The sequence below is a fragment of the Micromonospora sp. NPDC005254 genome, from assembly GCF_042872525.1.
Taxonomy (GTDB): Bacteria; Actinomycetota; Actinomycetes; order Mycobacteriales; family Micromonosporaceae; genus Micromonospora.
In genome coordinates this window covers 453,268-478,085 of sequence record NZ_JBIAKM010000003.1, presented here as the reverse complement: position 1 = coordinate 478,085, position 24,818 = coordinate 453,268, and the positions used below count along the sequence as shown (strand labels likewise).

Genomic DNA, 24,818 nt, shown 5'->3' with positions numbered 1-24,818 from the left:
GTACGGCCCCACCGTCCTATCAGACCACGAGCATGTCGGGCGTGACGGCCGCTTCGGTATCCGGGATGCCGAGGTCCCGGGCCCGCTTGTCGGCCAGCGCGAGCAGACGGCGGATCCGTCCGGCGATGGCGTCCTTGGTCAGCGGAGGCTCGGCCAGCGCGCCCAGCTCCTCCAGCGACGCCTGCCGGTGCTCCAGGCGCAGCCGCCCGGCGTCGGTCAGGTGGTTGGGCGCCTCCTCGGCCAGGATCTCCAGCGCCCGGGTCACCCGGGCGGCGGCGGCGACGGCGGCGCGCGCCGAGCGGCGCAGGTTGGCGTCGTCGAAGTTGGCCAGCCGGTTGGCGGTGGCCCGCACCTCGCGGCGGACCCGGCGCTCCTCCCAGGCCAGCACGCTGGAGTGCGCGCCGATGCGGGTGAGCAGCGCCGCGATCGCGTCGCCGTCCTTGACCACCACCCGGTCCACCCCGCGCACCTCGCGGTTCTTCGCGGTGATGCCGATCCGCCGGGCCGCGCCGACCAGCGCCAGCGCCGACTCCGGCCCCGGGCAGGTGATCTCCAGCGCGCTGGAGCGGCCGGGCTCGGTGAGCGAGCCGTGCGCCATGAACGCGCCCCGCCATGCCGAGACCGCGCAGCAGACGTTGGCCGCCACCACGTGCGGAGGCAGCCCGCGCACCGGCCGGCCGCGCACGTCCAGCAGGCCGGTCTGCCGTGCGAGCGCCTCACCGTCCTTGACCACGCGGACGATGAAGTGGCTGCCCTTGCGCAGCCCACCGGACGCCAGCACGTGGATCTCGCTGGGGTAGCCGTAGACCTCGGCGATCTCCCGGCGCAACCGACGCGCCACCGCGCCGGTGTCCAGCTCAGCCTCCACCACCACCCGGCCGGAGACGATGTGCAGCCCGCCGGCGAAGCGCAGCAGCGCCGCCATCTCCGCCCGCCGACAGCAGGGCTTGGGCACGTCGACCCGACTCAGCTCGTCCTTGACCGCAGCCGTCATCGCCATTGTGCGTCCCCTCACGGACCTGTTCCGGCGTGTCGCCGGAGATTACGTACGTGTCTAACGATCGGCGCCCAGGACAGGCACCAGCGCGGCGCCCAGGGCAGCCGGATCATGGCGGGGAGTGCCGTCGATGACGGCGACGGGGGCGAGGACCAGGCGGGCACCCAGCGATTCTGCCGCACGTTCGACCGGTTCAGGGTCACCCACCGCCTTGGCGTCCGCGAGCACGAGATCAACCTTGAGCTCGGGCAGGTACCAGCGCAACGCCGCCAGATGGTCGGCGACCGAGAGGCCGAGGGTCTCCTTCTCCGCGGCCAGGTTCAGCGTGACCAGCCGCCGGGCCGAGCTGGACACGATCGCGTCGGCCAGCTGCGGCACCAGCAGGTGCGGCAGCACACTCGTGTACCAGCTGCCCGGCCCGAAGATCAACCAGTCCGCCGCGCCGATCGCCGCCAGGGCCTCGGCGCAGGCCGCCGGGGCGGCCGGGGTGAGGCGCAGCGACTCGACCCGCCCGGTGGTGACCGCCACCTGGTGCTGACCGCGTACGGTGCGCACCTCGTCGGGGGCGCTCGGGTCGGCGCCGCGCACCCGCGCCTCGATGCCGACCGGCTGGCGCGACATCGGCAGGACCCGGCCGACCGTGCCGAGCATGGCCCCGGCGTGTTCCAGCGCGGCCACCGGGTCGCCGAGCAGCTCCATGAGACCGCAGAGCACCAGGTTGCCCACCGCGTGCCCGGCCAGGCCGTCGGTGCGCGCCGCCGTCGGGTCCGCGCCGCGCGGCTCCGGGCCGCCCGCCGCCGCCGGGTCCGCGTCGGTCCCGCCGTCCGGGGGTACGCCGAGCGCCGGCACGGCGGCGAAGCGGTGCTGGAACAGCCCGGCGCTGCGTCGCGTGGCGGGGTGGTCTCCGGCCAGCGCCACCAGCGCCTGGCGCAGATCACCCGGGGGCAGGCCGCCCCGTTCGGCGCGCAGCCGGCCGCTGGAACCGCCGTCGTCACCGACCGTGACCACCGCGGTGATGTCCAGGTCGAGTTCGGGGGCGCAGTGACGCAGCGCACGCAGCGACGCGGACAACCCGTGCCCTCCGCCGAACGCGACCACCCGACGCGCCGTCATTCCCGCCCCAGGTCGCGGTGCTGCGCGTTGGCGGCCAGCCCCGACTGGCGCAGCCGACCGGCCAGCTCCTCGGCGATGGCCACGCTGCGGTGTTTGCCGCCGGTGCAGCCCACGGCGACCGTCAGGTACCGCTTGCCCTCCCGCTCGAACCCGGTGGTGGTGGCGTTGACCAGGTCGGCGTACGAGGCGACGAAGGCGTCCGCGCCCTCCTGACCCAGCACGTACGCGCTGACCGCCTCCTCCCGCCCGGTGTGCTCGCGCAGCTCCGGCACCCAGTACGGGTTGGGCAGGAACCGGGCGTCCAGCACGAAGTCGGCGTCCGGCGGCAGGCCGTACTTGAAGCCGAACGACAGCACGGTGACCCGCAGCCGGCGGGCGTCCTCGCCGCCGAACAGCTCCTCGATGCGCCGGCGCAGCTGGTTGACGTTCAGGTGGCTGGTGTCGATGATCACGTCGGCCTGGTCGCGGGCCTCCTCCAACAGCCCGCGCTCCACGGCGATGCCGTCGGCCAGCCGCCCGTCGCCCTGCAACGGGTGCGAACGCCGAACGCTCTCGAAACGCCGGATCAGCACCTCGTCGTCGGCGTCGACGAACACCACCCGCGGCGAGAAGCCCCGCTCCTTCAGCTCGCGGATCGCCCCGGCCAGGTCGGTGGAGAAGGCCCGCGAGCGCACGTCCAGGACCATGGCCGTACGCCGGGCCGCGCCGCCGGCCTTGAACGCCAGCTCGGCCATGTCGAGCATGAGCGCCTGTGGCAGGTTGTCCACGACGTAGTAGCCGACGTTCTCCAACGCCCGGGCGACGGTGCTGCGACCACCACCGGACAGCCCGGTGACCACCACCAGGGTGGTCTCCGACTCGGCCGCCGGCTGCCCGTCACCGGCTGTGTGCGCCTCGCTCACCCGTACCCCCAAGCCGTGGCGCCGCGGCCGCCATCGGCCGCGATTGGTCAATCAGCGACTCTATCCCGCCGGCCGGCGTCGGGTCGGGCGCGTCCGCACCCGGGACCGCGGGTCGCCCTCCCGACAGCCTCCGCCCTTGATAACGATCAGTAATCATCTATACGCTCCTCGTGATCGCCGCAGGTCAAGGCCGACATCTGGGAGGGTGCGATGCACGATCTGGCGGACAAGAACAAGTACGTCGGTTTCCTGTTCATGCGGATCAGTCCGGAGTATTTCGCCCTCGGCCGGGAGGGCATCCACGAGGTCTCCGCCGAGCACGCCCGGGATCTGGGCCGCTTCGCCAAGCAGCTCACCCACGTCGTCTGCACCGGGGTCAACGGGAAGTACGACCAGGTGACGATGGTGGAGGCCGACACCCTCGAGGAGATCAACGCCGCGGCCACCGCGTTCCGGATGGGGGCCAAGGCCCGCTACATCGAGATCGTCGACATCGTCGTCGGGATGAAGGCCCCGCCGCGCGGCCTGGCCAACCGGCCCAGCTGACCGCACGCTCGTCCGGTGTGCCCGGGTGCGCCGGGCGAGCGGTGTCGGGGTCGGCTCGTAGACTCCGCGAATGGCTTCCCCCACCGACCTGCGTACCGAGGACGCGCTGCCGGTGCTGCGCCGGGTGTTCGGCTACGACGCCTTCCGCGGCTTCCAGCAGCAGGTCATCGACCATGTCGTCGCCGGTGGCGACGCGCTGGTGCTGATGCCCACCGGTGGCGGCAAGTCGCTGTGCTACCAGATCCCGGCCCTGGTCCGCGACGGTGTCGCGGTCGTCGTCTCCCCGCTGATCGCGCTCATGCAGGACCAGGTGGACGCGCTCACCGCGGTCGGTGTCCGCGCCGGCTTCCTCAACTCCACCCAGACCCTGGACGCCCGGCGGCGGGTGGAGGCCGCGTTCGTCGCCGGCGAACTGGACCTGCTCTACCTGGCGCCCGAGGCGCTCGGCGTCCGGTCCACCCTCGCCCTGCTGGACCGGGGGCGCATCTCCCTGTTCGCGATCGACGAGGCGCACTGCGTGTCCCAGTGGGGGCACGACTTCCGGCCCGACTACCTGGCGCTGTCGATGCTGCATGAGCGCTGGCCGCAGGTCCCCCGGATCGCGCTGACCGCCACCGCGACGAGCGCCACCCGCACCGAGATCGCCAGCCGGCTGGCGCTCGACGACGCGCGGCACTTCGTGGCCAGCTTCGACCGGCCCAACATCCAGTACCGGATCGTGCCCAAGCGGGAGCCCCGCAAGCAGCTGCTGGCCCTGCTGCGCGACGAGCACCCCGGCGACGCCGGCATCGTCTACTGCCTGTCGCGCGCCTCGGTGGACAAGACCGCCGAGTTCCTCGTCGCCAACGGCGTCGCCGCGCTGCCGTACCACGCCGGTCTGGACGCGGCCACCCGCGCCGCCAACCAGCAACGTTTCCTCCGCGAGGACGGCCTGGTCATGGTGGCCACCATCGCCTTCGGCATGGGCATCGACAAGCCCGACGTGCGCTTCGTCGCCCACCTCGACCTGCCCAAGTCCGTCGAGGGCTACTACCAGGAGACCGGCCGCGCCGGCCGCGACGGGCTGCCGTCCACCGCATGGCTGGCGTACGGCCTGCAGGACGTGGTCCAGCAGCGCAAGATGATCGAGACGTCCGACGGCGACCTCGCGCACCGGCGCAACCTCGCCGCACACCTGGACGCGATGCTCGCGCTCTGCGAGACGGTCCGCTGCCGACGGGTGCAGCTGCTCGAGTACTTCGGCGAGACGACCCCGACGGCCTGCGGCAACTGCGACACCTGCCTCAACCCACCGGAGTCGTGGGACGGCACCGTGGCCGCCCAGAAGCTGCTCTCCGCCGTGTTCCGCCTCGACCGCGAGCGCAACCAGCGGTTCGGCGCCGGGCACTGCATCGACATCCTGCTCGGCAAGCAGACCGACAAGATCAGCCAGTACGGTCACGACTCGCTTACCGTCTTCGGCATCGGCACGGAGTTGAGCGAGGCCGAGTGGCGGGGCGTGGTCCGGCAACTCCTCGCCGAGGGGCTGCTCGCCGTGGAGGGCGACTACGGCACCCTCGCGCTGACCGAGGCCAGCGCCGACGTGCTGGGCCGCCGCCGCACCGTCACGATGCGCCGCGAGCCGGAGCGGCCCGCGTCGAGCCGGTCGTCGAAGCCGCGCGGGTCGGCCACCGTCGTCGCCGAGCTCACCCCGGCGGCCGCGTCGGTCTTCGAGCGGCTGCGCGCCTGGCGGGCGGCCACCGCCAAGGAGCAGGGCGTCCCGGCGTACGTCATCTTCCACGACGCCACCCTCCGGCAGATCGCGGGTGACGCGCCCACCTCGCTGGCCGAGCTGTCGCGGGTCGGCGGGGTCGGCGAGAACAAGCTCGCCAAGTACGGCGAGCAGATCCTGGCCGTCCTCGCGACCGACTGACTGCATGCCGAAAGGGCCGGACCCCTGTGGTGGGGTCCGGCCCTTGTCGGTGTGTGGTTCTCAGCTGGTGGCGTAGCCGCGGGTGGCGATCCAGTCGGCGAGGTGCTCGACCGTGATGTCGTACGCGGCCGTGTTCGCATCGGCCGAATCAGCGATCCGCACAACGTCACCGTTGTCGCGGTAACCCACGACGCTGATGTAGTGCCCGCCCTCGAACGAGTGGGTGTTGCCATCAGTGTCGACGCTGGTGCCCGCGATGTTCGCCACCACCGCCCGACCGTCGTCGACGGTCTTGACGATGTCGGCGCGTAGCTGGTCGGTCTGCGTGGCGTCGGCGTCGGGCTTGCTGATCTCGACGCTGTGGTACGCGTCGTTCTTACCGGTCTCCTTGTTCAGCACCGGGGTGATGTCGTTGATGCTGTTGGTGCCGGCCTCGGTGGTGCCCATCTCCTTGGCCATGGCGTCCACGCTGATGTCCTTGCCCTGCACGGACAGGGCGTTACGGGCAGCGGCGGGGCCGCAGTGGTAGAAGTTCGGCTGGGCTTCGTAGCGCACACCCAGCTGACGCTCACCCGCAGGCTTGCGGTCGGCCTGAGTCTGCGACGCGGGCTTGGCCTGCGACGCGGCGTAGGCGGTGGTGACGGGGCCGGCGATGGCGCCGCCGGTGAAGGCGAGGCCAGCAGCGGTCAGAGCGGTCTTACGAATCAGATCGGTACGCATGATGGCGTGCTCCTCTGCATGTGGGGGAAAACGCAACGACACACAAAAACGGGGGACGTGTGCCGAGCGGAAAAGTTCACGGGGGACCTGGCCCGGCGACCCGGGGGCCTGCACGGGGGATGTCCCAGGGGGTGGTACAACGGCCCGGGGTGGCGAGTCATTCCGCATTCCGGACGGCGCCGGCCGGTGGTGCTGCTCGGCGGTGCGGGGGTGTAACCGTGGCGGCCGGGCGGGTGTTCCCGGCGGCTGTCACACGGGCCGGTCGGTGGTGCTGCTCGGCTGTGCGGGGATGTAACCGTGGCGACCAAGCGGGTGTTCCCGGCGGCTGCCGCGCCACCGAAGCCCGAGGCTCGCGGCGGCATGCCAGGTATAACGACCCCGCCGGGTCCCCGATTCCGCCACCAGCGTGGCACCGACCACGGGACGGCGATGCCGAATCCACCCCAAACCATCCATCGGAAACGGACACCCGCCACCAGCCGGTGGTGATCAACTCGACTTCGGCGAAGTCGGGGTATCCGGGCGCGCGGGACACCCCGACATCACCGAACCCGAGTGGATCACCTCCGCGCGGCCCTGCGCCCACCTGATGATCGTGCTCGATCCCGGAAACAGGGCCCTCACCCTGCCGGCGAGACCACTACATCCAGGATCGAGCACGATCATGCCCGCCGAAACGTGCCGTGCACGGCGTCCCTCGGTGGGCGACACGCCACTGCACGCCGACCTCCGGGTCACGCCACCATCCCGGGGGTTGATCGACTCGACTTCGGCGATACCGGGGTATCCGGACGCGCCGGACACCCCGACATCACCGAACCCGAGTCGATCACCTCCACGCGGCCCGACCGCCACCGGATGATCGCGCTCGATCCAGGAAACAGGGGCCTCACCCTGCCAACTAGGCCACTACATCCAGGATCGAGCACGATCATGCGGGGCGCGAGGATTGTCGCGGTGTGTCTACGCGCTGGGCGTCGCCCCCGCGCTGCGGATCGCCTACGCGCAGGGCGTCGCCTACGCGCAGGGCGTCGCCCCCCGCGCTGCGGGTCGCCTACGCGCTGGGCGTCGCCTCGGCGCTGTCGTCCGCTTTTGCGCCCTTGTCGAGGGCGGCCAGGATCGCCTCGGCGGTGCGTCGACCCACCCCGGGCACCTCGGTGATCTCTTCGACGGTCGCCGTCGAGAGTCGCTTCAGCGAGCCGAAGTGCCGTAGCAGCGCCTTGCGGCGTACCTCGCCCAGGCCGGGGACATTGTCCAGCGCCGACTCGGTCATCCGCTTCGAGCGACGCTGGCGGTGGAACGTGATGGCGAAGCGGTGCGCCTCGTCGCGGACCCGTTGCAGCAGGTAGAGACCCTCCGAGGTGCGCGGCAGGATGACCGGGAACTCGTCGTCGGGGAGCCACACCTCCTCCAGCCGCTTGGCGAGGCCGCACAGCGCGACGTCGTCGATGCCCAGGTCGGCGAGGGCCTGGGCGGCCGCCGCAACCTGCGGGGCGCCGCCGTCGACGACCACCAGTTGTGGCGGGTACGCGAATTTCCGCGGCCGGCCGGTGGTCGGGTCGACCAGGATGCCGATCTGCGGATCCGTGGCGCCGCCGGGCGCGGTCGGGTCGTCGGCGGACTCCACGCCCACCTCGCCCGTCTCGGCCCGCGCGTCGAGGTAGCGGGCGAAGCGGCGGCGTAGCACCTCGGACATGGCGGACAGGTCGTCGGTGGCGCCCCGCACGATGAACCGCCGGTACTCACTCTTGCGGGGCAGCCCGTCCTCGAAGACCACCATGCTGGCGACCACGTCGGTGCCCTGGATCTGCGAGATGTCGAAGCACTCGATGCGCAGCGGCGAGGTGCGCATGCCGAGCGCCTCAGTGATCTCGTCCAGCGCCTTGCCGCGGGTGGTCAGGTCGCCGGACCGCTTGAGCTTGTGCCGGGCCAGCGCATCCTTGGCGTTGCGCTCCACCGTCTCCATGAGCGAACGCTTGTCGCCGCGCTGCGGCACGCGCAGCGACACCCGACTGCCCCGGTGGCTGCTGAGCCACTCGGCCAGCGCGTCGGCGTCGGCGGGCAACTCGGGCACCAGCAGCTCGCGGGGCACGTCGGCTTCGCCGTGCTCGCCGCCGTACACCTGGGTGCAGAAGTGGTGCACCAGGTCGCCGGTGGTCAGGTCCTCGGTCTTCTCCACCACCCACCCGCGCTGGCCGCGGACCCGGCCGTCGCGGACGTGGAAGACCTGCACGGCCGCCTCGAGCGGGTCGTCGGCGAACGCGACCACGTCGGCGTCGGTGCCATCGCCGAGCACCACGGTCTGCTTCTCCATGGCCCGGCGCAGGGCGGCCACGTCGTCGCGCAGCCGGGCGGCCCGCTCGAACTCCAGGTGCTCGCTCGCCTCGGTCATCTCGCGCTCGATCTTGCGGACCATGGTGTCGGTGCGCCCGGCCATGAAGTCGCAGAAGCCGTCGACGATCGCACGGTGCTCGTCGGCGGAGACGGTGCCGACGCACGGCGCCGAGCACTTGCCGATGTAGCCCAGCAGGCAGGGACGACCGACCTGGCCGGCCCGCTTGAACACGCCGGCCGAGCAGGTGCGCGCGGGGAACACCCGCAGCAGCAGGTCGAGGGTCTCCCGGATGGCCCAGGCGTGCGAGTACGGACCGAAGTAGCGCACACCCTTGCGCTTCGCGCCGCGCATCACCTGGAGTCGCGGGTACTCCTCGTCGAGGGTGACGGCGAGATAGGGGTACGACTTGTCGTCGCGGTAGCGGACGTTGAACCGGGGGTCGTACTGCTTGATCCAGGTGAACTCCTGCTGGAGCGCCTCGACCTCGGTGCCGACGGTGATCCAGTCCACCGACTCGGCCGTGGTGACCATCTGGCGGGTGCGCTCGTGCAGGTTCCACACGTCGCCGAAGTAGGAGTTGAGCCGGCTGCGCAGGTTTTTCGCCTTGCCGACGTAGATCACCCGGCCGGTGCCGTCGCGGAAGCGGTAGACCCCCGGTGACTCCGGGATGGTGCCGGGTGCGGGACGGTAGGTCGAGGGGTCAGCCACGTCGACAAGCCTAGTCCGCACCCCCGACACCCACCGCGAGCACTTGATCCACTCGGTTTCCGGGAAGTCGGGGTGTCCGGTGCCTACCGACACCCCGACTTCATGGAACGCGAGTCGATCAAGCCGTCGAGCCGCGCGGGTCAGGCGAGGGAGATCTGGTCCCCGGTCACCTTGATGTCCTTCGGCGGCAGCGGCTTGGTGGCCGGGCCGGCCTTCACCGAGCCGTCCTCGATCGAGAACTTGCTGTTGTGGCAGGTGCAGTTGATGGTGCCGCCGTCGACGTTCGTCACGGGGCAGTTCTGGTGCGTACAGATCGGGCTGAAGCCCTTGAACTGACCGGCCGTGGGCTGGGTGATCACGACGCCCTCGGCGGCGAGGACCTTGCCGCCGCCGACCGGGATGTCGGCGGTGGTGGCCAGCGACTGGGCGTTCTGCCGATCCCCGCCGCCGGCGTCCCCGGTGCTGGGCACCGCCGGGCCGCCGCTGGTGGGGGCACCGCTGCCACTGCCGTCGTCGTCACTGCCGCAGGCCGCCAGGACGACGGCCGCGCCGACGGCCCCGACGCCGGTGAGCAGGGTACGACGGGTCTGCGTACCCGGTCCGGTCAGCGCCTGATCGTCGCTCATGCCTCGCCTCTCTCTCGCCCAGTGCGCCGGTCCAAAAGCCGGCCACACTTCTCTCCACGGGCAACTGTGCCGGATAGTTCACCCCGGCATCGGTGCGACACCCCGCAAAAGGGTCGGGGCGGGTCGTCATCCGACCGCCCCGAAAGAGTTGCGTCACGGTCAGCGCGCGCCGGCCGGCACCTTGCGGCTGGCCCGCGTCTTGGTGGCGCCGTTGGCCTTGGCGGCGCGGGTGGTCGCCGCCGCCGCGCCCTTGGCCTCGCCGTCGAGCTTGAGCACCTGACGCAGGAACTGGCCGGTGTGGCTCTCGGGCACCTCGGCGACCTCCTCCGGGGTGCCGGTGGCGAGCACCATGCCGCCCCGGTGGCCGCCCTCCGGACCCATGTCGATCAGCCAGTCGGCCGTCTTGATCACATCGAGGTTGTGCTCGATGGTGATCACCGTGTTGCCCTTGTCGACCAGCCCTTCGAGCACCATCAGCAGCTTGCGGATGTCCTCGAAGTGCAGACCGGTGGTCGGCTCGTCGAGCACGTAGACCGTCCGCCCGGTGGAGCGCTTCTGCAGCTCGGAGGCCAGCTTGACCCGCTGCGCCTCGCCGCCGGAGAGGGTCGGCGCGGGCTGCCCGAGGCGGACGTACCCCAGGCCGACGTCGACGAGCGTCTTGAGGTGCCGGTGGATGGCCGGGATCGCGGAGAAGAACTCCGCGGCCTCCTCGATCGGCATCTCCAGCACGTCCGAGACGGTCTTGCCCTTGTAGTGCACCTCCAGGGTCTCCCGGTTGTACCGGGCGCCCTTGCAGACCTCGCAGGGGACGTACACGTCGGGCAGGAAGTTCATCTCGATCTTGATGGTGCCGTCGCCGGAGCACGCCTCACAGCGACCGCCCTTGACGTTGAACGAGAACCGGCCCGGCCCGTACCCCCGGACCTTGGCCTCGGTGGTCTCGGCGAAGAGCTTGCGGACGTGGTCCCAGACCCCCGTGTAGGTGGCCGGGTTGGAGCGCGGGGTACGGCCGATCGGCGACTGGTCCACACCGACGACCTTGTCCACGTGCTCCAGACCGGAGACCCGGGTGTGCCGGCCGGGCACCAGCCGAGCGCCGTTGATCTGGTTGGCCAGCACGGCGTACAGGATGTCGTTGACCAGCGTCGACTTGCCCGAGCCGCTGACCCCGGTGACCGCGATGAGCTGGCCCAGCGGGAACGAGACGGTCAGGTTGCGCAGGTTGTGCTCGCGCGCGCCGTGCACCACCAGCTCGCGGGCCGGATCCTGCGGGCGGCGGCCCGTCGGTGTCGGGATCGACCGGCGCCCCGACAGGTACGCCCCGGTGATCGACTCCTTGTTCTTCAGCAGGGCCGGCACCGAGCCGCTGTGCACGATCTTGCCGCCGTGCTCGCCAGCGCCGGGCCCGATGTCGACGATCCAGTCGGCGACGCGGATGGTGTCCTCGTCGTGCTCCACCACGATCAGCGTGTTGCCCAGACCGCGCAGCCGGATCAGGGTCTCGATCAGCCGATGGTTGTCGCGCTGGTGCAGACCGATCGACGGCTCGTCGAGCACGTAGAGCACGCCGACCAGGCCGGAGCCGATCTGGGTGGCCAGCCGGATGCGCTGCGCCTCGCCGCCGGACAGCGTGCCGGCCGGCCGGTCCAGCGAGAGGTAGTCCAGGCCGACGTCGAGCAGGAACCGCAGCCGGGCGTTGATCTCCTTGAGGACGCGCTCGGCGATCATCTTCTGCCGGTCGGTCAGCTCGATGCCGGCGAGCAGGTCGGCGCACTCCCCCACCGACAGGTTGCAGACCTCGGCGATGCTCTTGCCGGCGAGGGTGACCGCGAGCACCTCGGGCTTGAGCCGGGCGCCGCCGCACGCCGCGCACGGCACGTCGCGCATGTAGCCCTCGTACTTGTCGCGGGACCACTCGGACTCGGTGTCGGAGTGCCGGCGCTCGATCCACTGCACCACGCCCTCGAACCCGGTGTAGTAGGAGCGCTCGCGACCGTACTTGTTGCGGTAGCGCACGTGCACCTGGTCGTCGGAGCCGTGCAGGATCGTCTTCTGCGCCCGCGCCGGCAGCGCCCGCCACGGGGTGTCGACGTCGAAGTGCTGGGCCTCGCCGAGCGCCTCCAGCAGGCGCAGGAAGTATTCCAGGTTGTGCCCGGTGGACCAGGGCTGGATGGCGCCCTCGCGCAGGCTGCGCTCCGGGTCGGGGACCAGCAGCTCCGGGTCGACCTCCTTCTTGGTGCCCAGGCCGGTGCACTCCGGGCAGGCGCCGTACGGCGCGTTGAAGGAGAAGACCCGAGGCTCGAGATCCTCGATGGCCAGCGGGTGGTCGTTGGGGCAGGCCAGGTGCTCGGAGTAGCGGCGCTCCCGGTCCTGGTCGTCCTCCGGCAGGTCGACGAAGTCGAGCAGGACCAGCCCGCTGGACAGGCCCAGCGCGGCCTCGACCGAGTCGGTCAGCCGCTGCTTGGCGCTCGGCTTGACGGTGAGCCGGTCGATCACCACCTCGATGGTGTGCTTCTCCTGCTTCTTGAGCTTCGGCGGCTCGGTCAGCGGGTGCACCACGCCGTCGACGCGGGCCCGGGCGTAGCCCTTGGCCTGCAGCTCGGCGAAGAGGTCGACGTACTCGCCCTTGCGGCCGCGGATCACCGGCGCGAGCACCATGAACTTGGTGCCCTCGGCCATCGCGAGGACCCGGTCGACGATCTGCTGCGGGCTCTGCCGGGAGATCCGCTCGCCGCAGACCGGGCAGTGCGGCTCACCGATGCGGGCGAAGAGCAGCCGCAGGTAGTCGTAGACCTCGGTGATGGTGCCGACGGTCGAGCGCGGGTTGCGCGAGGTGGACTTCTGGTCGATCGAGACGGCCGGGCTCAGCCCCTCGATGAAGTCGACGTCGGGCTTGTCCATCTGCCCGAGGAACTGCCGGGCGTACGAGGAGAGCGACTCGACGTAGCGACGCTGCCCCTCGGCGAAGATCGTGTCGAAGGCCAGGCTCGACTTGCCCGACCCGGACAGCCCGGTGAACACGATGAGAGCGTCCCGGGGCAGGTCGAGACTGACGTCACGCAGGTTGTGCTCGCGCGCGCCACGGATGATCAGTCGGTCGGCCACAGTGCGTGTACTCCCGGGAGAAGACGAAGCGAAGGATCTGTCCCGCTCTGGGGGATTTCGAGCGGTCGTGCGGGCGCGGAAAACACGCCTCGGCAACTCTAGCCCCGAGGTGTGACAGTTTTCCCCGCCCGCACATTCCCCCAGCTCAGCCCGGTCGGCCGCGCCACGCACGACCGCCCGTCAGTAACCTCCGGGCGACGGCGGCCGGGCCGCCCGACGCCGCGCCGATCGCCACCCGCCGCGCCGCTCGGCGGCCAGCCGCGCCTCGCGCCGCCGGCTCTCGTGGGTGACCTCCGACTGCAGACGCCGCCAGCTCTCCCACCGACGGGTGGACAGCTCACCGGTCCGCAACGCGTCGCGGACCGCGCAGGCCGGTTCGCCGTCGTGCCGACAGTCGGCGTACCGACAGCCCTCGGCCAGCCCGGCGATGTCGGCGAACGCCCGGTCCAGCCCGGCCACGCCGTCGAGCAGGCCGACCGCCCGTACGCCGGGTGTGTCGATGACGGCACCGCCGTTCGGGATCGGCACCAGGGCCCGCCACGTGGTGGTGTGCCGGCCCTTGCCGTCGACCCGACGGATCGCCTGGGTCGGCATCATCACCGCGCCGGCGAGCGCGTTGACCAGGCTCGACTTGCCGGCGCCGGACGGCCCGAGCAGCCCCAGCGTGCGACCCGGCGCGACCTCGGCGCGCAGCGGGTCCAGCCCCGTGCCGCGCTCGGCGCTGACCGACAGCACCGGCACACCGGGGGCGATCACGGCGAGCTGGCGGGCCAGCGCGGCCGGGTCGGCCGCGAGGTCGGCCTTCGTCAGCACCACGAGCGGCCGGGCCCCGGACTCGTGGACCAGGGAGAGCAGCCGCTCGATGCGGCCGACATCCGGCTCCGGGTGCACCGGCTCCACCACGGCGGCGGCGTCGAGGTTGGCGGCCAGCACCTGGCCGCTGGCGTCCTTGCCGGCGGTACGGCGGATCAGCGCGGCCCGCCGGGGCAGCACGGCCGCCACGGTGATCCGGCGGTCCGGCCAGTGCGTGAGCAGCACCCAGTCCCCCGCGCAGGGCAGTGCCGAGGGGTCCTGGACGGCGGCGGCCAGCACGGACGGGCCGAGGCTGGCCCGGACCGGGCCGCCTGCGGTGAGCACCGTGCAGACCCCCCGGTCCACCCGGGCCACCCGGCCGGGGTGGTGCTCGCCGCGTCGGGCGGCGTACGCCGCCCGGTCGGCGTCCCAGCCGAGGGCGGTCAGATCGATCGTCATGGCATCCTCATCGGTGTCGAGCTGGTGATGGCGGAACACGCGTGCCACGTCCGGCATGAACACCACCTCCGTCCGACGTCCCGGTGCCGCTTGTGAGGCCGACGGTAGGGCGCGGGGCGACGCGCCGAAAGCGATTTCCGCGACGACGGCGCGGCGCGGGCCCGCTAGGGTCGACGCGTGACCACGGGTCCGCTGCCGCTCGGGGGCGCGGCGGACGACACCACCGGCCGCCACGTTCGCCGTCGACCCCGACGGTCCCCCTGCCTACTCCACCGGAACGGATATGGACACGTCATGACCTACAGCGGAGATGTCACCCACGGCGGCCCGCCGGCGGTACGGGAGTTGGACGGGCTCACCATCAGCAAGCTGTCGGTGGGCCCGATGGACAACAACGCCTACCTGCTGCGCTGCACCGGCACCGGCGACCAGGTGTTGATCGACGCCGCCAACGAGGCGCCCCGGCTGCTGGAGCTGATCGGCGACGGTGGTCTGACCGCCGTGGTGACCACCCACCAGCACATGGACCACTGGGTGGCGCTGGAGGAGGTGGTCGCCAAGACCGGCGCGCGGGCGCTCGTGCACGCCGACGACGCGGCCGGGCTGCCGATCGAGGCGGAGCAGCTGGCCGATGGCGACACCGTGGCGGTCGGCGACTGCGCGCTGGAGGTCATCCACATCAAGGGCCACACGCCGGGTTCGATCGCGCTGCTCTACCGCGACCCGAGCGGCACAGGCCACCTGTTCACCGGCGACAGCCTCTTTCCCGGCGGCGTTGGCAACACGGATCAGGACCCGCAGCGCTTCGCCGCGCTGATCGACGACGTCGAGCACAAGCTGTTCGACCAACTGCCGGACGACACCTGGTTCTACCCCGGCCACGGCAAGGACAGCACCCTGGGAGCAGAACGCCCATCCCTCCCCCAGTGGCGAGCCCGAGGCTGGTAACCCCCCAACACCAGCCCCAAGCCCCAACCCCCGAGCCCGAGCCCGAGCCCGAGCCCTGAGGCCCCGAGCCCCGAGCCCCGAGCCCCGAGCCCCGAGCCCCGAGCCCCGAACGATGGTCACCCAACGCTGACCAAACACCACTGACGATCCAACCCACCGACGGATCGCGGCACCACCGGACGAACCGCCCCCACGACGGGGCGGGGGCCTGCCGTGCCCGGCGCAGGGATCAAGCCTGACCGCCCGGAGCCGGGCACGGCAGGCCCCCGCCCCCCACCGCAACCACGGCAAGCCCAACCCAAACAGCTCAACCAGCAAGAGCAGAGAACCGCCGCCGCGCCCCCACCAGCACCACGAACGCCAGCGCCAGCCCCACCCCCATGGTCACCAGCAGCGGGCTCGGCGCCCCCGGCAGCAGCCCGGCCAGCGACCGCGACGCGGTGCCCAGCGCCAGGTAGAGACCGGCCCAGGCCGCCGCGCCGAGGGTCGCGCAGCCGAGGAACCGGCGGTACGACATCCGCAGCCCGCCGGCGGCCAGTGGCAGCAGCGCGTTGAACACCGGCAGGAACGGCGCGATCATCATCATCCGGCCACCGCCGTGGCTGAGGATCCCCTCCGCCGCGCTCCAGCGCGACTCACCGATCCAGCCCCCGATCCGGCTGTGACGCAGGCGTTCGGCGTAGCGGCGACCGACCAGGAAACTCAGCGACCAGCCCGCCAGGCAGCCGGCCAGCACCGCGGCGAAGGTGGCCAGCCCGGTGGCCGGGCGGCCCACCCCGACCGCGGCCAGGATCGCCACGTCACCGGGGATCAGCACACCCAGCAACGGTACGGCGTCGAAGAGCATGACCAGCCCGAGCGCGCCCATCAGCACCAGGATGGGCAGTTCTCCGACCTGGGCCAGCCATTGCGTCATGCCTCGTACGCTATGGCCGCCGCACCCCCGCGGACATCAGGTCGCAGCCCCCAGCGCCCCCTGGTATCCGCCTCGGGGTCGCCCCTGAGAGGGCCCGCGCGTCACGCGGGTCGCAGCACCTGCACCCGGCGCAGCGACGAGTCCACCGACGGCTCGGTGGTGGGCACCGGATAGTCGGCCAGCACCCGCAGCCCGTCGGCGGGCAGGTGCCCCCGACCGGGGTCCCCGACCAGGACCTCGGCGCCGGAGGCGACGGCCCGTCGCAGGAACGGCAGCATCCTCTCGGCCATCGGGCGGCTGTAGAACACGTCCCCGGCGACCACCAGATCGGCGTCGACGCCGACGCTGTCGAGCAGGTCGTCCCCGCTGGCGTCGATGGTGACCCGGTTGGCGCGCGCGTTGACGATGATGGCCGCCACGGCGTACGGGTCGATGTCGTTGGCGACGACGTCGGCGGCGCCGGCCAGCGCGGCGGCGATGGCCACCAGACCCGAGCCGGCGGCGAGGTCGAGGACGCGGCGTCCGGCGGCCAGCTCCGGATGGTCCAGCAGGTGCCGGGCCAGTGCCTGGCCGCCGGCCCAGGCGGAGGCCCAGTACGGCGGTGGCAGAGCGTGACCGGCCAGCGCCTCCATCCGGGCCCACCAGACGATCGCGTCCTCGGCGAGGTGCAGCCGCACCTCCGGGACGAACGGGGTGGGCACCAGCTGGAGCCGGTCCAGGCCGGAGCCGGGCGCGTCGATCTCGCGCTCCAGCTCGGACAGCGCAGTGGCTGCGGCACCTCTCATCGGCGCAAGCATGCCGTAGCGGAGGGTGGTCGGGGCGGCTTTCGCGTGCCGGCGCGCACAGAGTTCATCTGAGTTCAAGTAAACACCTACGGCACTTCGGCCAGCAGATCGGGGCTTCGCCCGCTACTGTCGAACAGGTACGGGCGACCATCGGCCACAGGCCGGTGGTCCGCCGCTTTGAACAGGGAGAGATGCATGGCAACCGGCACGGTTAAGTGGTTCAACTCGGAAAAGGGCTTCGGCTTCATCGAGCAGGACGGTGGAGGGCCGGACGTGTTCGTCCACTACTCCGCCATCGCTTCGAGCGGCTACCGCGAGCTCAACGAGGGCCAGAAGGTCGAGTTCGAGGTGACCCAGGGCCAGAAGGGCCCGCAGGCGGACAACGTCCGCCCGATGTAGTTCCGTGCCGGTGACGGCGGTCGGTCCCCGGCCGCCGTCGCAGTGCACTCAAGACGCTGCCGGGGCGGCGGGCAGGTCCCGCCGCCGCCGGAGCGGCCCTATCAGCATGATCAGCGGGGTGATCGCCAACCAGGCGGTCATCACGCCGATCGCCGTGCCAACGCCATAGCGCGCGCCGAGGGCTCCGGCCAGCACGGCCGCCAGCGGGATGGCACCGAAGTTGAGCAGGTGCATGCTCACCGTCACGCGGCCGAGCAGGTGGTGCGGTGTGTACGTCTGCCGGAAGGCGCCCTTGACCACGTTGCCGATGGCCACTCCGAGGCCGATCAGCACGCCGCCGAGGGCCGGCCAGACCAGCCCGACGCCGGGTGCGGCCAACGGGATGAGCAGGGCGGGCGGGCCGGTGAGCGCTGCCCCGATGAGCATGGCGCGCGCGGTGCCACACCGGCGGGCCAGGGCGGTGGCGAGCAGCGCGCCGATGATTCCCCCGGCGCTCATCACTCCGACCAGCACGCCCACCAGGCCCGGTGCGAGCCGCAGCTCACGCACCAGGAACACCACCAGGACCGCCTGGTAGCCGGTCAGACCAATGTTGCTGGCCGCGCCGAAGACGGTCAGCACCCGCAGGTACGGGTCGCGGATGACGAAGCGCAGTCCATCGACGATGTCCCGACGCAGCGACCGGGACCGGTCCGGCCGGGCGGGGCGCGGCTCGGCGGTGCGGATGCGCAGCAGGAGGACCGCCGAGAACAGGAACGTCAGCGCGTCCAGCAGCAACGCGGCGACCGCCCCGGTGAGCTGGGCGATCAGGCCCGCGATGCCGGGCCCGACGACGTAACTCACGGTCTGCGTGGCCTGTAGTTTCGCGTTTCCCTCGGGCAGTTGCTCGGGCCGCAGCAGCACCGGCAGGTAGACCTGGTCGGCGGTCTCGAAGAAGACCCGTGCGGCGCCGGTGCCGAGCGCCACAAGCAGCAACTGCTCGACGGTGAGGTGGCCCAGGGCGGCGGTCACCGGCACGCTGAGGAAGGCCAGCGCGCAGAACAGGTCGCAGACCACCATCAGGGGCCGGCGTGGCAGCCGGTCCACCCACGCGCCGGCCGGGAGGCCGATCAGCAGCCAGGGCAGCCAGGCCGCGGCGGTGAGGACCGCCACCTGGAAGGTGCCGGCGTCGAGCACGGCGACAGCCACCAGGGGCAGCGCGACAGTGGTGACGTTGCTGCCGATGCTGCTGACCGTCTGCCCGGCCCAGAGCAGGCGGAAGTCGCGATGCCACAGCAGCCCGCCGGCCGGTCGGACCGGGCTCGGGTCGGTGCGGGTGGCCGCGGTCACGGCCGGGCCGGTACGCCGTGGACGAACACGAAGACAGGCTGGCGTTCGCGGCCGTCGTCGGGCAGCTGTCGGGCCGCCCAGCGATCCAGCAGGTCGATCATTTGGCGGCTCAGCTCGGCCAGTTCCTCGGGCGTGAGGTGCAGCCACTTGTCCGTCGAGAACGGCGCGTCGGCCCAGGCGGCCTGCGCCGACTCGTCGCTGGCGTGCCAGGCCCGCGCCAGGGAGACGTGCCGGTCCAGGTTGAGTGAGGTGGCGGCGTTGGCGACGGCCCGGGCTGCAGGGTCAGCGTCGAAGTCGGTGTTGGACCAGCGCACTCCCCGGGTGACGAGCTGCCACCACCGCTCGCGGCGGTCCCGGGCCAGCTCGGGTGCCTCGGTGACGAGGTCGGCGGCGGCGAGGACCTTGAGGTGGTGGCTGACGTTCGCCGGCGCCTGGTCGGTGCGCTCGGCGAGCACGCCGACGGTCGACGGGCCGTGCACCTTGAGCACGTCCATCAACCGGCGGCGCAGCGGGTGGGCCATGGCGGCCAGCACTCGCGAGTCGGTGACCTGGCGTACGTCGGGTGTGTCCATGGCGCGAGCATCGCATCCGCAATGGCAGTTGCGCAACGGCTATTGCCCAATCGTTCTTGCGGATAGTGGTGGGGAGGGGCGGCCCGGTGGGGACGAGCCGCCCCTCGCTCAGGCGACGAGCCGGCGGCCCAGTTCGTCGGCGACCTGCTTGGCGATGGAAGGCGGGATGGCCGCGGCGATCTTCTCCGGCGTCAGGCCGGCCAGCACGCCCGCGATGATCGCCGGTTCGTCGGTGAAGTCGCGCCCGGCCAGCGTGTTCAGCGCCGTCTGGATGGCGGTGATCTGCACGCCGAGGCTCTTGAGGTTCGGGTGGCCGGTCACCGGCGCTCCGGTGTCGTCCCGCCCCTCGGCCAGGCGCAGGTAGACCTGACCGATCGGGTTACGACCGTCGAGCACGGTCAGGTTCTTGTGGACGGTGGCCAGCCAGTTGTGTTCTTCGGGGGTCATGTCGTCGTCCTCCAGGAGTCCGATGGAGCTGAGGTAGCGGCGGAACAGTGGCCGCTGGTCACCGCCGGCCTTGATGGCGTCACGGAAGAAGCTGAAGTGGGTGTGCCAGCGGTGCGAGCTGTCGCCGCTGGTGCGCTTGCCGAGCCGGTCCCACCGCTTCACGGTCGTACCGTCGGGGCTGTAGATGATCTCGCGGATGTCCCGGGTGTCCGCCGCGTTCGCGGTGCACTGACCCACACACCAGAGCGAGAAGCTGGGCAGGGTGTGCGTACGTCCGCCGGAACGGACCTCGAAGCCGCCGACGTCGAGCGCCGCCGCGTCGAGGGTCAGACCGTTGCGGTCCCGCGACGACTCCACCACCGAGTAGTCGTTGGTCACCACCCGGTCCGATCCGCAGTGGTAGCCGCCCCGGTGGGCCGCGTCACCGACGATCCCGACCTCCGCCGGTTCCAGGTCGGCGTCGCGAACGGTGTTCGGGTCGACGTTGAGGTGCGTGAGAAGGAGACTTCGGACGGCAAACAGGTTCGCCGGAGCCCGGGTCATGGGGCCCCCTTCCGATTGACGGGGGCCGGACATGACGTCACACCGCGTACGCGGTGCTGGGCTTCAGGCGAGCCCGGCCTACTGGTGCACGGCGCCGGGCGTTGACCCAACCATAGCCCGCACAAAACATGAACGCCCAGCTCAGATGGGGTATCTTCGTTTCAGATGCTGCGCGGGGCAGTGTGGACGATCGGCAGCCACAGCGCCGAGGGATGCGCCGGATCGTGCAGAACCTGCCGCCAGCCGGCACGCAGCGTAACGGCCGTGCCGAGGGGCTCCCCACTGCCCGGGTTGCGCGCCCAGCGCGGGTGGGCGCCGCCGGCGACCTGGACGCGCAGTCGGTGCCCGGCCGCGAACCGGTACGCGGTCGGCCAGAGCGGCACCGGCACCCGCAGCGCCCCGGACCCGTCGAGGGCGAACCGGCCGGGTGCGACCCGGACCAGTCCGTCGCACACGTTGCGAGAGCGCCCTCGCCGGTCCACATCGCACAGCCGGACGTAGACGTCCAGGTACCCGAGCTCGCTGCGGACGTGGATCTCCGCGCGTACGCCGCCGATCACCTCTACCGGTTCGGTGAGCGGAGCGCTGGTGTACGTCAGGACGTCGGGCCGGGCCTCGACGTGCCGGTTGTCCACCGGGCCGGCCCGCTTGGCGACCAGCAGCGGGCCACCGAGCGACGGGGTGGGGTCGGCCGGGTCGTACCGGAACTCGTCCGGGGCCGAGGGGTTCGGTGGGCGGATCGCCAGCTCGCCTCCCGGGTGCAGGTGCCACGGGGTGTCGGTGGCCGGTGGTGGCCAGTCCGGCAGGTCCCGCCAGCCGCCGTCGGGACCGCCCACGTGCAGCCGGACCGGGGCCCCGCGGGACACCTCGGTGGGCCGCCGCTCGTCGGCCGCAGACCCGCCCAGATGCTCGTCCAGCCAGGCCAGTCCCTCGCGCAACGCGGCCACGAAGAGACCGGGGCTGCCGTGCGTCCACGGTCCGATCACCAGCCGCGGCCGGGCGCCCGCGGCGCGCAGGGTGGCGTGGTCGTCGAGCTGGGCGGGCAGGAAGATGTCGTGCCAGCCGGTGACCATGACCACGGGTGCGCGCACGCGGGCCACCCGGTCGGCGAAGACCCGGCCCTTCCAGTACGCGGCGTCGGGATCGTGGTGGCGCAGCCACTCCTGAAAGAACCCGATGGTGACGCCGGTGGCGACCCGGTCCGCTCCGGCCAGCGGCAGGTGATCCAGTGCGGCAGCCAAGCGGGGCTGCCCACGCTTGAGTTCCCACTGCCGGGCCAGCCTCGACACGGTCTGGGCGTGCAGCAGCTCGGCCCAGGTCAGCACGGTGTCCAGGGCGAACGACTCCCCCGCGTACGTCGAGTCCCGGGTGGACGACGCGGTCACCACCGCGACCATCGCGCGCAGGTCCTCGCCGGCGTCGGCGGCCAGCGCCCACTGGGCGAAGCCCTGGTAGCTGACGCCGAACATGCCGAGCGCTCCGGACCACCAGGGCTGGCGGCGCAGCCAGTCCAGGGTGTCCACCCCGTCGTCGCGCTCGTGCACCAGTGGGGCGAACGTGCCACCGGAGCCGCCCGTGCCCCGGCAGGACTGGATCACCGCGTGTCGACCGCGCGCGGCGAGCAACCAGCCGAGCAGCCGCAACGGCCCGCCCCGCCCGTACGGGGTGCGGATCAGCACGGTCGGGGCGGACCGGTCGGCCGGGGCGTAGTGGTCGGTCCGCAGCACGACGCCGTCGCGCACCCGGATCGGGATGTCGCGGGTGACCCGCACCGGGCCGGGGCGCACGGCGGGAAGCCGCAGCGCGGCAGCGGCGAGGCGGGCGACGAGCCGGCCCGGCACGCTCAGCCCGTCGTCCGGCGGGGCGGCTCGGGCCGGGCGGCGCGGACCGCGTCGCGGTGCGCCCGCAGCGACTCGCCCATCTCCGCCAGGAACCGGTGCACCACCTCCAGCTCGTCCTCGCCGAAGCGGTCCATCACCGTGTCGGTGCGGGCGCCCAGCGGCCGGAAGAACTCCATGGCCAGCGCGGCGCCCTGGTCGGCGTAGTGCAGCAGCACCTTGCGTCGGTCGACGGTGTCCCGGTCCCGGCGGATGTGCCCGGCCCGCTCCAGCCGGTCGATCAGGGCGGTGACCGACCCGGACGACAGGTTGAGCTGCTCGCCGAGGCGGCCGGGGGTGATCGGGTCACCGAACAGCTCGGCGTCCATGACCGCGATCAGCGCGTTCAGGTCGGTCGGGTTGAGGCCGTGCAGGTTGGCGAAGGCGTGGCCGACCTGCTGGGCGTCCACCGCGTACCGCCGGAGGTTGTTGGTGATCTCCGCGACCAGCTGATCGCGGCGCGTGTCGCGCCGCCGGTACATGCCGTGAGTCGCCACCTCGCGCCGCTTCTCCCCGTCGTCGGTCCCCGGGTTGCAGCATAAAACAGCCGCCGATAATCTCGTTTATCAAGATACTCGACTGTCGAAAGATCTAGGGGTCACCGATGTCTGTCTTCACCACTGTCGCGCGGGGCCGGCTGGCCGCCTGGCTCACCGTGGCCGCCGCGCTCGTCGTGGGCGCGGCCGTCTTCGGGATACCCCGACCGGACAACCCGGCGCCGGTCTCCGCCACCGGCCTGTCCGTGCAGTGGGAGTCGACCCAGGTGCAGCGCCTCCAGGACCAGCTGCCGTCCAGCGACGTCCAGCCGGCCATCGTGGTCGTCAGTCGGGGCGACGGTGCGGCGTTGAACGAGGCCGACCGGGCCGCCCTCGCCGCCCGCTCCGGCGACCTGGGTCGCTTCGCGGTGGGCGGTCGGGTCAGCCCTGCGCAGGTCTCCCCGGACGGCACCGTCGCGCTCGTCGGGGTGCCGCTGGACACCGCCGGCGGCCAGGAGGCGGTCACCGAGACCGTCACCCAGCTGCGCGACACGCTCGCGGACCTGCCCGACGGGCTGGCCGCCGAGGTCACCGGCGCCCCCGCCTTCACCGCGGATCTGTCGTCCGTCTTCGAGGGCGCCGACGTCAGCCTGCTCGCGGTGACCGCCGCCGTGGTCGCGTTGCTGCTGCTGATCACGTACCGCAGTCCGTTCCTGTGGATCGTTCCGCTGCTCGTGGTCGCGGCGACCGAACAGCTCACCCTGCGCGCGGTGGACACGATCGTGCCGGCCGTCGGCATCAACCTCCAAGAGGGCCAGGTCACCGGCATCGCCAGCGTGCTGGTCTTCGGCGCCGCCACCGACTACGCCCTGCTGCTCATCGCCCGCTACCGGGAGGAGCTGCGGCGCGAGGAGAACCGCTTCGCGGCGATGCGCGCCGCGCTGCGGCGTACCGCGGAGCCCATCCTGGCCAGCGGCGGAACCGTGGTGCTCGGTGTGCTCACCCTGCTGCTCAGCGAGCAGGAGACGAACCGGGCACTGGCCGTGGCCTGCGCCACCGGTGTGGTCTTCGCCATGCTCTCGGCGCTGTTCGTGCTCCCCGCCGTGCTGGTGCTCTTCGGTCGCGGGCTGTTCTGGCCCTTCGTACCCCGCGTCGGCGGCCCGGTGCGCGAGGGCCGGCTCTGGGGTCGGCTCGGCAGTGCCGTGCAACGCCGTCCGGTGGTCGTCGCGGTGCTGGCCACCCTGCTGCTCGGCGGCCTGGCGCTCGGTGGGCTCGGGATCCGCACCGGCCTGTCCGAGACCGAGCAGTTCCGGGCCCAGCCCGAGGCGGTGACCGGCGCGCAGACCCTGGCCCGGGCGTTCCCCGCCGGCAGCACCCAACCGGTGGCCGTGCTCACCACCCCGGCGGCGGTGCGGGCGGTCACCGACGTCGCCGCCGCCGTTCCCGGCGTCGCCTCCGCGCGACCCGGCGACGCCGGCGAGGCCGTCGCCCAGGTCGACGTGGTGCTGGACGCCGAACCCGGCACGACCGCCTCGGACCGCACGATCGAGGCGCTGCGCGACGCGGTCGCCGCCGTTCCCGGCTCCGCTCCCCCGGCCGTCGCCGGCGCCGACGCGCCCGCCGGGGCGATCGTCGGTGGTTCGGTGGCCGCCACGTACGACTCCGAACAGGCCAACGACCGCGACCTGCGGTTGATCCTGCCGATCATCCTGCTGCTCGTCGGCGCGGTGCTCGTGCTGCTGCTGCGGGGTCTGCTGGCGCCGGTGCTGCTGGTGCTCACCGTGATCGCGTCGTTCTTCGCCAGCCTCGGTGCCGCGTGGCTGCTCTTCGACCACGTGCTCGATTTCCCGGCGCTCGACAGCGGCGTGCTGCTGCTGGCCTTCGTGTTCCTGGTCGCCCTCGGCGTGGACTACAACATCTTCCTGGTCACCCGTGCTCGGGAGGACGCCCGCAGCACGGGCACCCGCGCCGGGATGTTGTCCGCGTTGCGGGTCACCGGAGGTGTGATCACCAGCGCCGGAGTGCTGCTCGCCGCGGTGTTCGCCGTGCTCGGTGTGCTGCCGCTGATCACGCTCACGCAGATCGGCATCATCGTCTGCATCGGCGTCCTGCTGGACACGCTGCTGGTCCGCACGGTCCTGGTGCCGGCGCTGGCGTTCCTGCTCGGGGACCGTTTCTGGTGGCCAGGCCGCGTCGACGCCCACCCGGGCGTCGACGTCCCGACGACGCGTGAGCCGGTGGCCGCGCGGGACTGACCGCCCACGCGACGGGGGCGGGGCCGGGAACCACCCGACCCCGCCCCCGTCGACGT

At 72.1% G+C, this 24,818-nt stretch carries 20 protein-coding genes; 5 read left to right on the top strand and 15 right to left on the bottom strand.

Annotated features, from left to right (window positions below):
- Positions 1-19 precede the first annotated feature (19 nt).
- Genes whiA through rapZ form a run of 3 tightly spaced genes read right to left on the bottom strand, consistent with a single transcriptional unit; the run spans position 20 to position 3,012 of the window.
- Entirely contained in the window at positions 20-1,000 is a 981-nt protein-coding gene (gene whiA / locus ACFYPR_RS11880) for a DNA-binding protein WhiA (protein ID WP_354860370.1), read from the bottom strand.
- 54 nt (positions 1,001-1,054) lie between these two features.
- Positions 1,055-2,110, bottom strand: a complete 1,056-nt coding sequence (locus ACFYPR_RS11875; RefSeq protein ID WP_387259745.1) for a 2-phospho-L-lactate transferase CofD family protein — start codon at positions 2,108-2,110, stop codon at positions 1,055-1,057.
- Positions 2,107-3,012, bottom strand: a complete 906-nt coding sequence (rapZ, locus tag ACFYPR_RS11870; RefSeq protein WP_234588457.1) for an RNase adapter RapZ — start codon at positions 3,010-3,012, stop codon at positions 2,107-2,109. Before rapZ ends, ACFYPR_RS11875 begins: the two co-directional genes overlap by 4 nt.
- Positions 3,013-3,222: 210 nt before the next feature.
- On the opposite strand from rapZ, the gene ACFYPR_RS11865 reads away from it, so the two are divergent.
- Together ACFYPR_RS11865 and recQ are read left to right on the top strand one after the other, a co-directional pair.
- On the top strand, positions 3,223-3,558 hold the full coding sequence (locus tag ACFYPR_RS11865; protein WP_354860366.1) for a hypothetical protein: 336 nt from the start codon (positions 3,223-3,225) through the stop codon (positions 3,556-3,558).
- A 70-nt stretch (positions 3,559-3,628) separates the two neighbouring features.
- Complete coding sequence (gene recQ, locus ACFYPR_RS11860) at positions 3,629-5,470, top strand: DNA helicase RecQ (RefSeq protein WP_354860365.1); 1,842 nt, start codon at positions 3,629-3,631, stop codon at positions 5,468-5,470.
- A 60-nt stretch (positions 5,471-5,530) separates the two neighbouring features.
- Here the strand turns inward: recQ and ACFYPR_RS11855 are convergent, their stop codons facing one another.
- The 5 genes from ACFYPR_RS11855 to rsgA all read right to left on the bottom strand — a co-directional run bounded on the left by ACFYPR_RS11855 (position 5,531) and on the right by rsgA (position 14,215).
- Complete coding sequence (locus tag ACFYPR_RS11855) at positions 5,531-6,190, bottom strand: C39 family peptidase (RefSeq protein WP_387259741.1); 660 nt, start codon at positions 6,188-6,190, stop codon at positions 5,531-5,533.
- Positions 6,191-7,244: 1,054 nt separating this feature from the next.
- Complete coding sequence (gene uvrC, locus ACFYPR_RS11850) at positions 7,245-9,233, bottom strand: excinuclease ABC subunit UvrC (RefSeq protein ID WP_355067598.1); 1,989 nt, start codon at positions 9,231-9,233, stop codon at positions 7,245-7,247.
- Between the two features lie 140 nt (positions 9,234-9,373).
- Positions 9,374-9,859 (bottom strand): Rieske (2Fe-2S) protein, encoded by a 486-nt coding sequence (locus ACFYPR_RS11845; RefSeq protein WP_354862806.1) that lies wholly within the window; start codon positions 9,857-9,859, stop codon positions 9,374-9,376.
- A 159-nt stretch (positions 9,860-10,018) separates the two neighbouring features.
- Positions 10,019-12,964 (bottom strand): excinuclease ABC subunit UvrA, encoded by a 2,946-nt coding sequence (gene uvrA, locus ACFYPR_RS11840; protein ID WP_355067596.1) that lies wholly within the window; start codon positions 12,962-12,964, stop codon positions 10,019-10,021.
- A gap of 180 nt (positions 12,965-13,144) precedes the next feature.
- Positions 13,145-14,215, bottom strand: a complete 1,071-nt coding sequence (rsgA, locus tag ACFYPR_RS11835) for a ribosome small subunit-dependent GTPase A (RefSeq protein WP_354862803.1) — start codon at positions 14,213-14,215, stop codon at positions 13,145-13,147.
- A gap of 294 nt (positions 14,216-14,509) precedes the next feature.
- On the opposite strand from rsgA, the gene ACFYPR_RS11830 reads away from it, so the two are divergent.
- Complete coding sequence (locus ACFYPR_RS11830; protein WP_354862801.1) at positions 14,510-15,163, top strand: MBL fold metallo-hydrolase; 654 nt, start codon at positions 14,510-14,512, stop codon at positions 15,161-15,163.
- A gap of 307 nt (positions 15,164-15,470) precedes the next feature.
- Here the strand turns inward: ACFYPR_RS11830 and ACFYPR_RS11825 are convergent, their stop codons facing one another.
- A complete protein-coding gene (locus tag ACFYPR_RS11825) occupies positions 15,471-16,079 on the bottom strand; it encodes a DedA family protein (protein WP_387259738.1) in 609 nt (202 codons plus the stop codon).
- 101 nt (positions 16,080-16,180) lie between these two features.
- Positions 16,181-16,864 carry a 50S ribosomal protein L11 methyltransferase gene (locus ACFYPR_RS11820; protein ID WP_354863203.1) on the bottom strand — a complete coding sequence of 228 codons (684 nt, stop codon included), beginning with the start codon at positions 16,862-16,864 and terminating at the stop codon, positions 16,181-16,183.
- A 195-nt stretch (positions 16,865-17,059) separates the two neighbouring features.
- Between ACFYPR_RS11820 and ACFYPR_RS11815 the strand changes: the two genes are divergently transcribed.
- Positions 17,060-17,263, top strand: coding sequence for a cold-shock protein (locus tag ACFYPR_RS11815; protein WP_007462771.1), 204 nt, complete (start codon positions 17,060-17,062; stop codon positions 17,261-17,263).
- Positions 17,264-17,311: 48 nt separating this feature from the next.
- On the opposite strand, the gene ACFYPR_RS11810 is transcribed toward ACFYPR_RS11815, so the two are convergent.
- The 5 genes from ACFYPR_RS11810 to ACFYPR_RS11790 all read right to left on the bottom strand — a co-directional run bounded on the left by ACFYPR_RS11810 (position 17,312) and on the right by ACFYPR_RS11790 (position 22,513).
- A complete protein-coding gene (locus tag ACFYPR_RS11810; RefSeq protein ID WP_387259736.1) occupies positions 17,312-18,592 on the bottom strand; it encodes an MFS transporter in 1,281 nt (426 codons plus the stop codon).
- Entirely contained in the window at positions 18,589-19,164 is a 576-nt protein-coding gene (locus ACFYPR_RS11805; RefSeq protein ID WP_387259733.1) for an ArsR/SmtB family transcription factor, read from the bottom strand. The genes ACFYPR_RS11810 and ACFYPR_RS11805 overlap by 4 nt, the downstream gene beginning before the upstream one ends.
- 108 nt (positions 19,165-19,272) lie before the next feature.
- The gene (locus ACFYPR_RS11800; protein ID WP_363939670.1) at positions 19,273-20,154 is read right to left on the bottom strand and encodes a hypothetical protein; all 882 of its coding nucleotides are present in this window, start codon (positions 20,152-20,154) and stop codon (positions 19,273-19,275) included.
- A 161-nt stretch (positions 20,155-20,315) separates the two neighbouring features.
- Positions 20,316-21,995, bottom strand: coding sequence for a CocE/NonD family hydrolase (locus tag ACFYPR_RS11795; RefSeq protein WP_387259730.1), 1,680 nt, complete (start codon positions 21,993-21,995; stop codon positions 20,316-20,318).
- 2 nt (positions 21,996-21,997) lie between these two features.
- Positions 21,998-22,513 carry a MarR family transcriptional regulator gene (locus tag ACFYPR_RS11790; protein ID WP_354861427.1) on the bottom strand — a complete coding sequence of 172 codons (516 nt, stop codon included), beginning with the start codon at positions 22,511-22,513 and terminating at the stop codon, positions 21,998-22,000.
- A 122-nt stretch (positions 22,514-22,635) separates the two neighbouring features.
- Between ACFYPR_RS11790 and ACFYPR_RS11785 the strand changes: the two genes are divergently transcribed.
- Positions 22,636-24,762, top strand: coding sequence for an MMPL family transporter (locus ACFYPR_RS11785; protein ID WP_387259727.1), 2,127 nt, complete (start codon positions 22,636-22,638; stop codon positions 24,760-24,762).
- The last annotated feature ends 56 nt before the right edge of the window (positions 24,763-24,818 follow it).

Coding starts and splice junctions, on each gene's coding strand:
- whiA (WP_354860370.1), bottom strand. CDS start 1,000: ATGGCGATGACGGCTGCGGTCAAGGACGAGCTGAGTCGGGTCGACGTG.
- ACFYPR_RS11875 (WP_387259745.1), bottom strand. CDS start 2,110: ATGACGGCGCGTCGGGTGGTCGCGTTCGGCGGAGGGCACGGGTTGTCC.
- ACFYPR_RS11865 (WP_354860366.1), top strand. CDS start 3,223: ATGCACGATCTGGCGGACAAGAACAAGTACGTCGGTTTCCTGTTCATG.
- recQ (WP_354860365.1), top strand. CDS start 3,629: ATGGCTTCCCCCACCGACCTGCGTACCGAGGACGCGCTGCCGGTGCTG.
- ACFYPR_RS11855 (WP_387259741.1), bottom strand. CDS start 6,190: ATGCGTACCGATCTGATTCGTAAGACCGCTCTGACCGCTGCTGGCCTC.
- ACFYPR_RS11845 (WP_354862806.1), bottom strand. CDS start 9,859: ATGAGCGACGATCAGGCGCTGACCGGACCGGGTACGCAGACCCGTCGT.
- rsgA (WP_354862803.1), bottom strand. CDS start 14,215: ATGACGATCGATCTGACCGCCCTCGGCTGGGACGCCGACCGGGCGGCG.
- ACFYPR_RS11830 (WP_354862801.1), top strand. CDS start 14,510: ATGACCTACAGCGGAGATGTCACCCACGGCGGCCCGCCGGCGGTACGG.
- ACFYPR_RS11825 (WP_387259738.1), bottom strand. CDS start 16,079: ATGACGCAATGGCTGGCCCAGGTCGGAGAACTGCCCATCCTGGTGCTG.
- ACFYPR_RS11820 (WP_354863203.1), bottom strand. CDS start 16,864: ATGAGAGGTGCCGCAGCCACTGCGCTGTCCGAGCTGGAGCGCGAGATC.
- ACFYPR_RS11815 (WP_007462771.1), top strand. CDS start 17,060: ATGGCAACCGGCACGGTTAAGTGGTTCAACTCGGAAAAGGGCTTCGGC.
- ACFYPR_RS11805 (WP_387259733.1), bottom strand. CDS start 19,164: ATGGACACACCCGACGTACGCCAGGTCACCGACTCGCGAGTGCTGGCC.
- ACFYPR_RS11800 (WP_363939670.1), bottom strand. CDS start 20,154: ATGACCCGGGCTCCGGCGAACCTGTTTGCCGTCCGAAGTCTCCTTCTC.
- ACFYPR_RS11790 (WP_354861427.1), bottom strand. CDS start 22,513: ATGTACCGGCGGCGCGACACGCGCCGCGATCAGCTGGTCGCGGAGATC.
- ACFYPR_RS11785 (WP_387259727.1), top strand. CDS start 22,636: ATGTCTGTCTTCACCACTGTCGCGCGGGGCCGGCTGGCCGCCTGGCTC.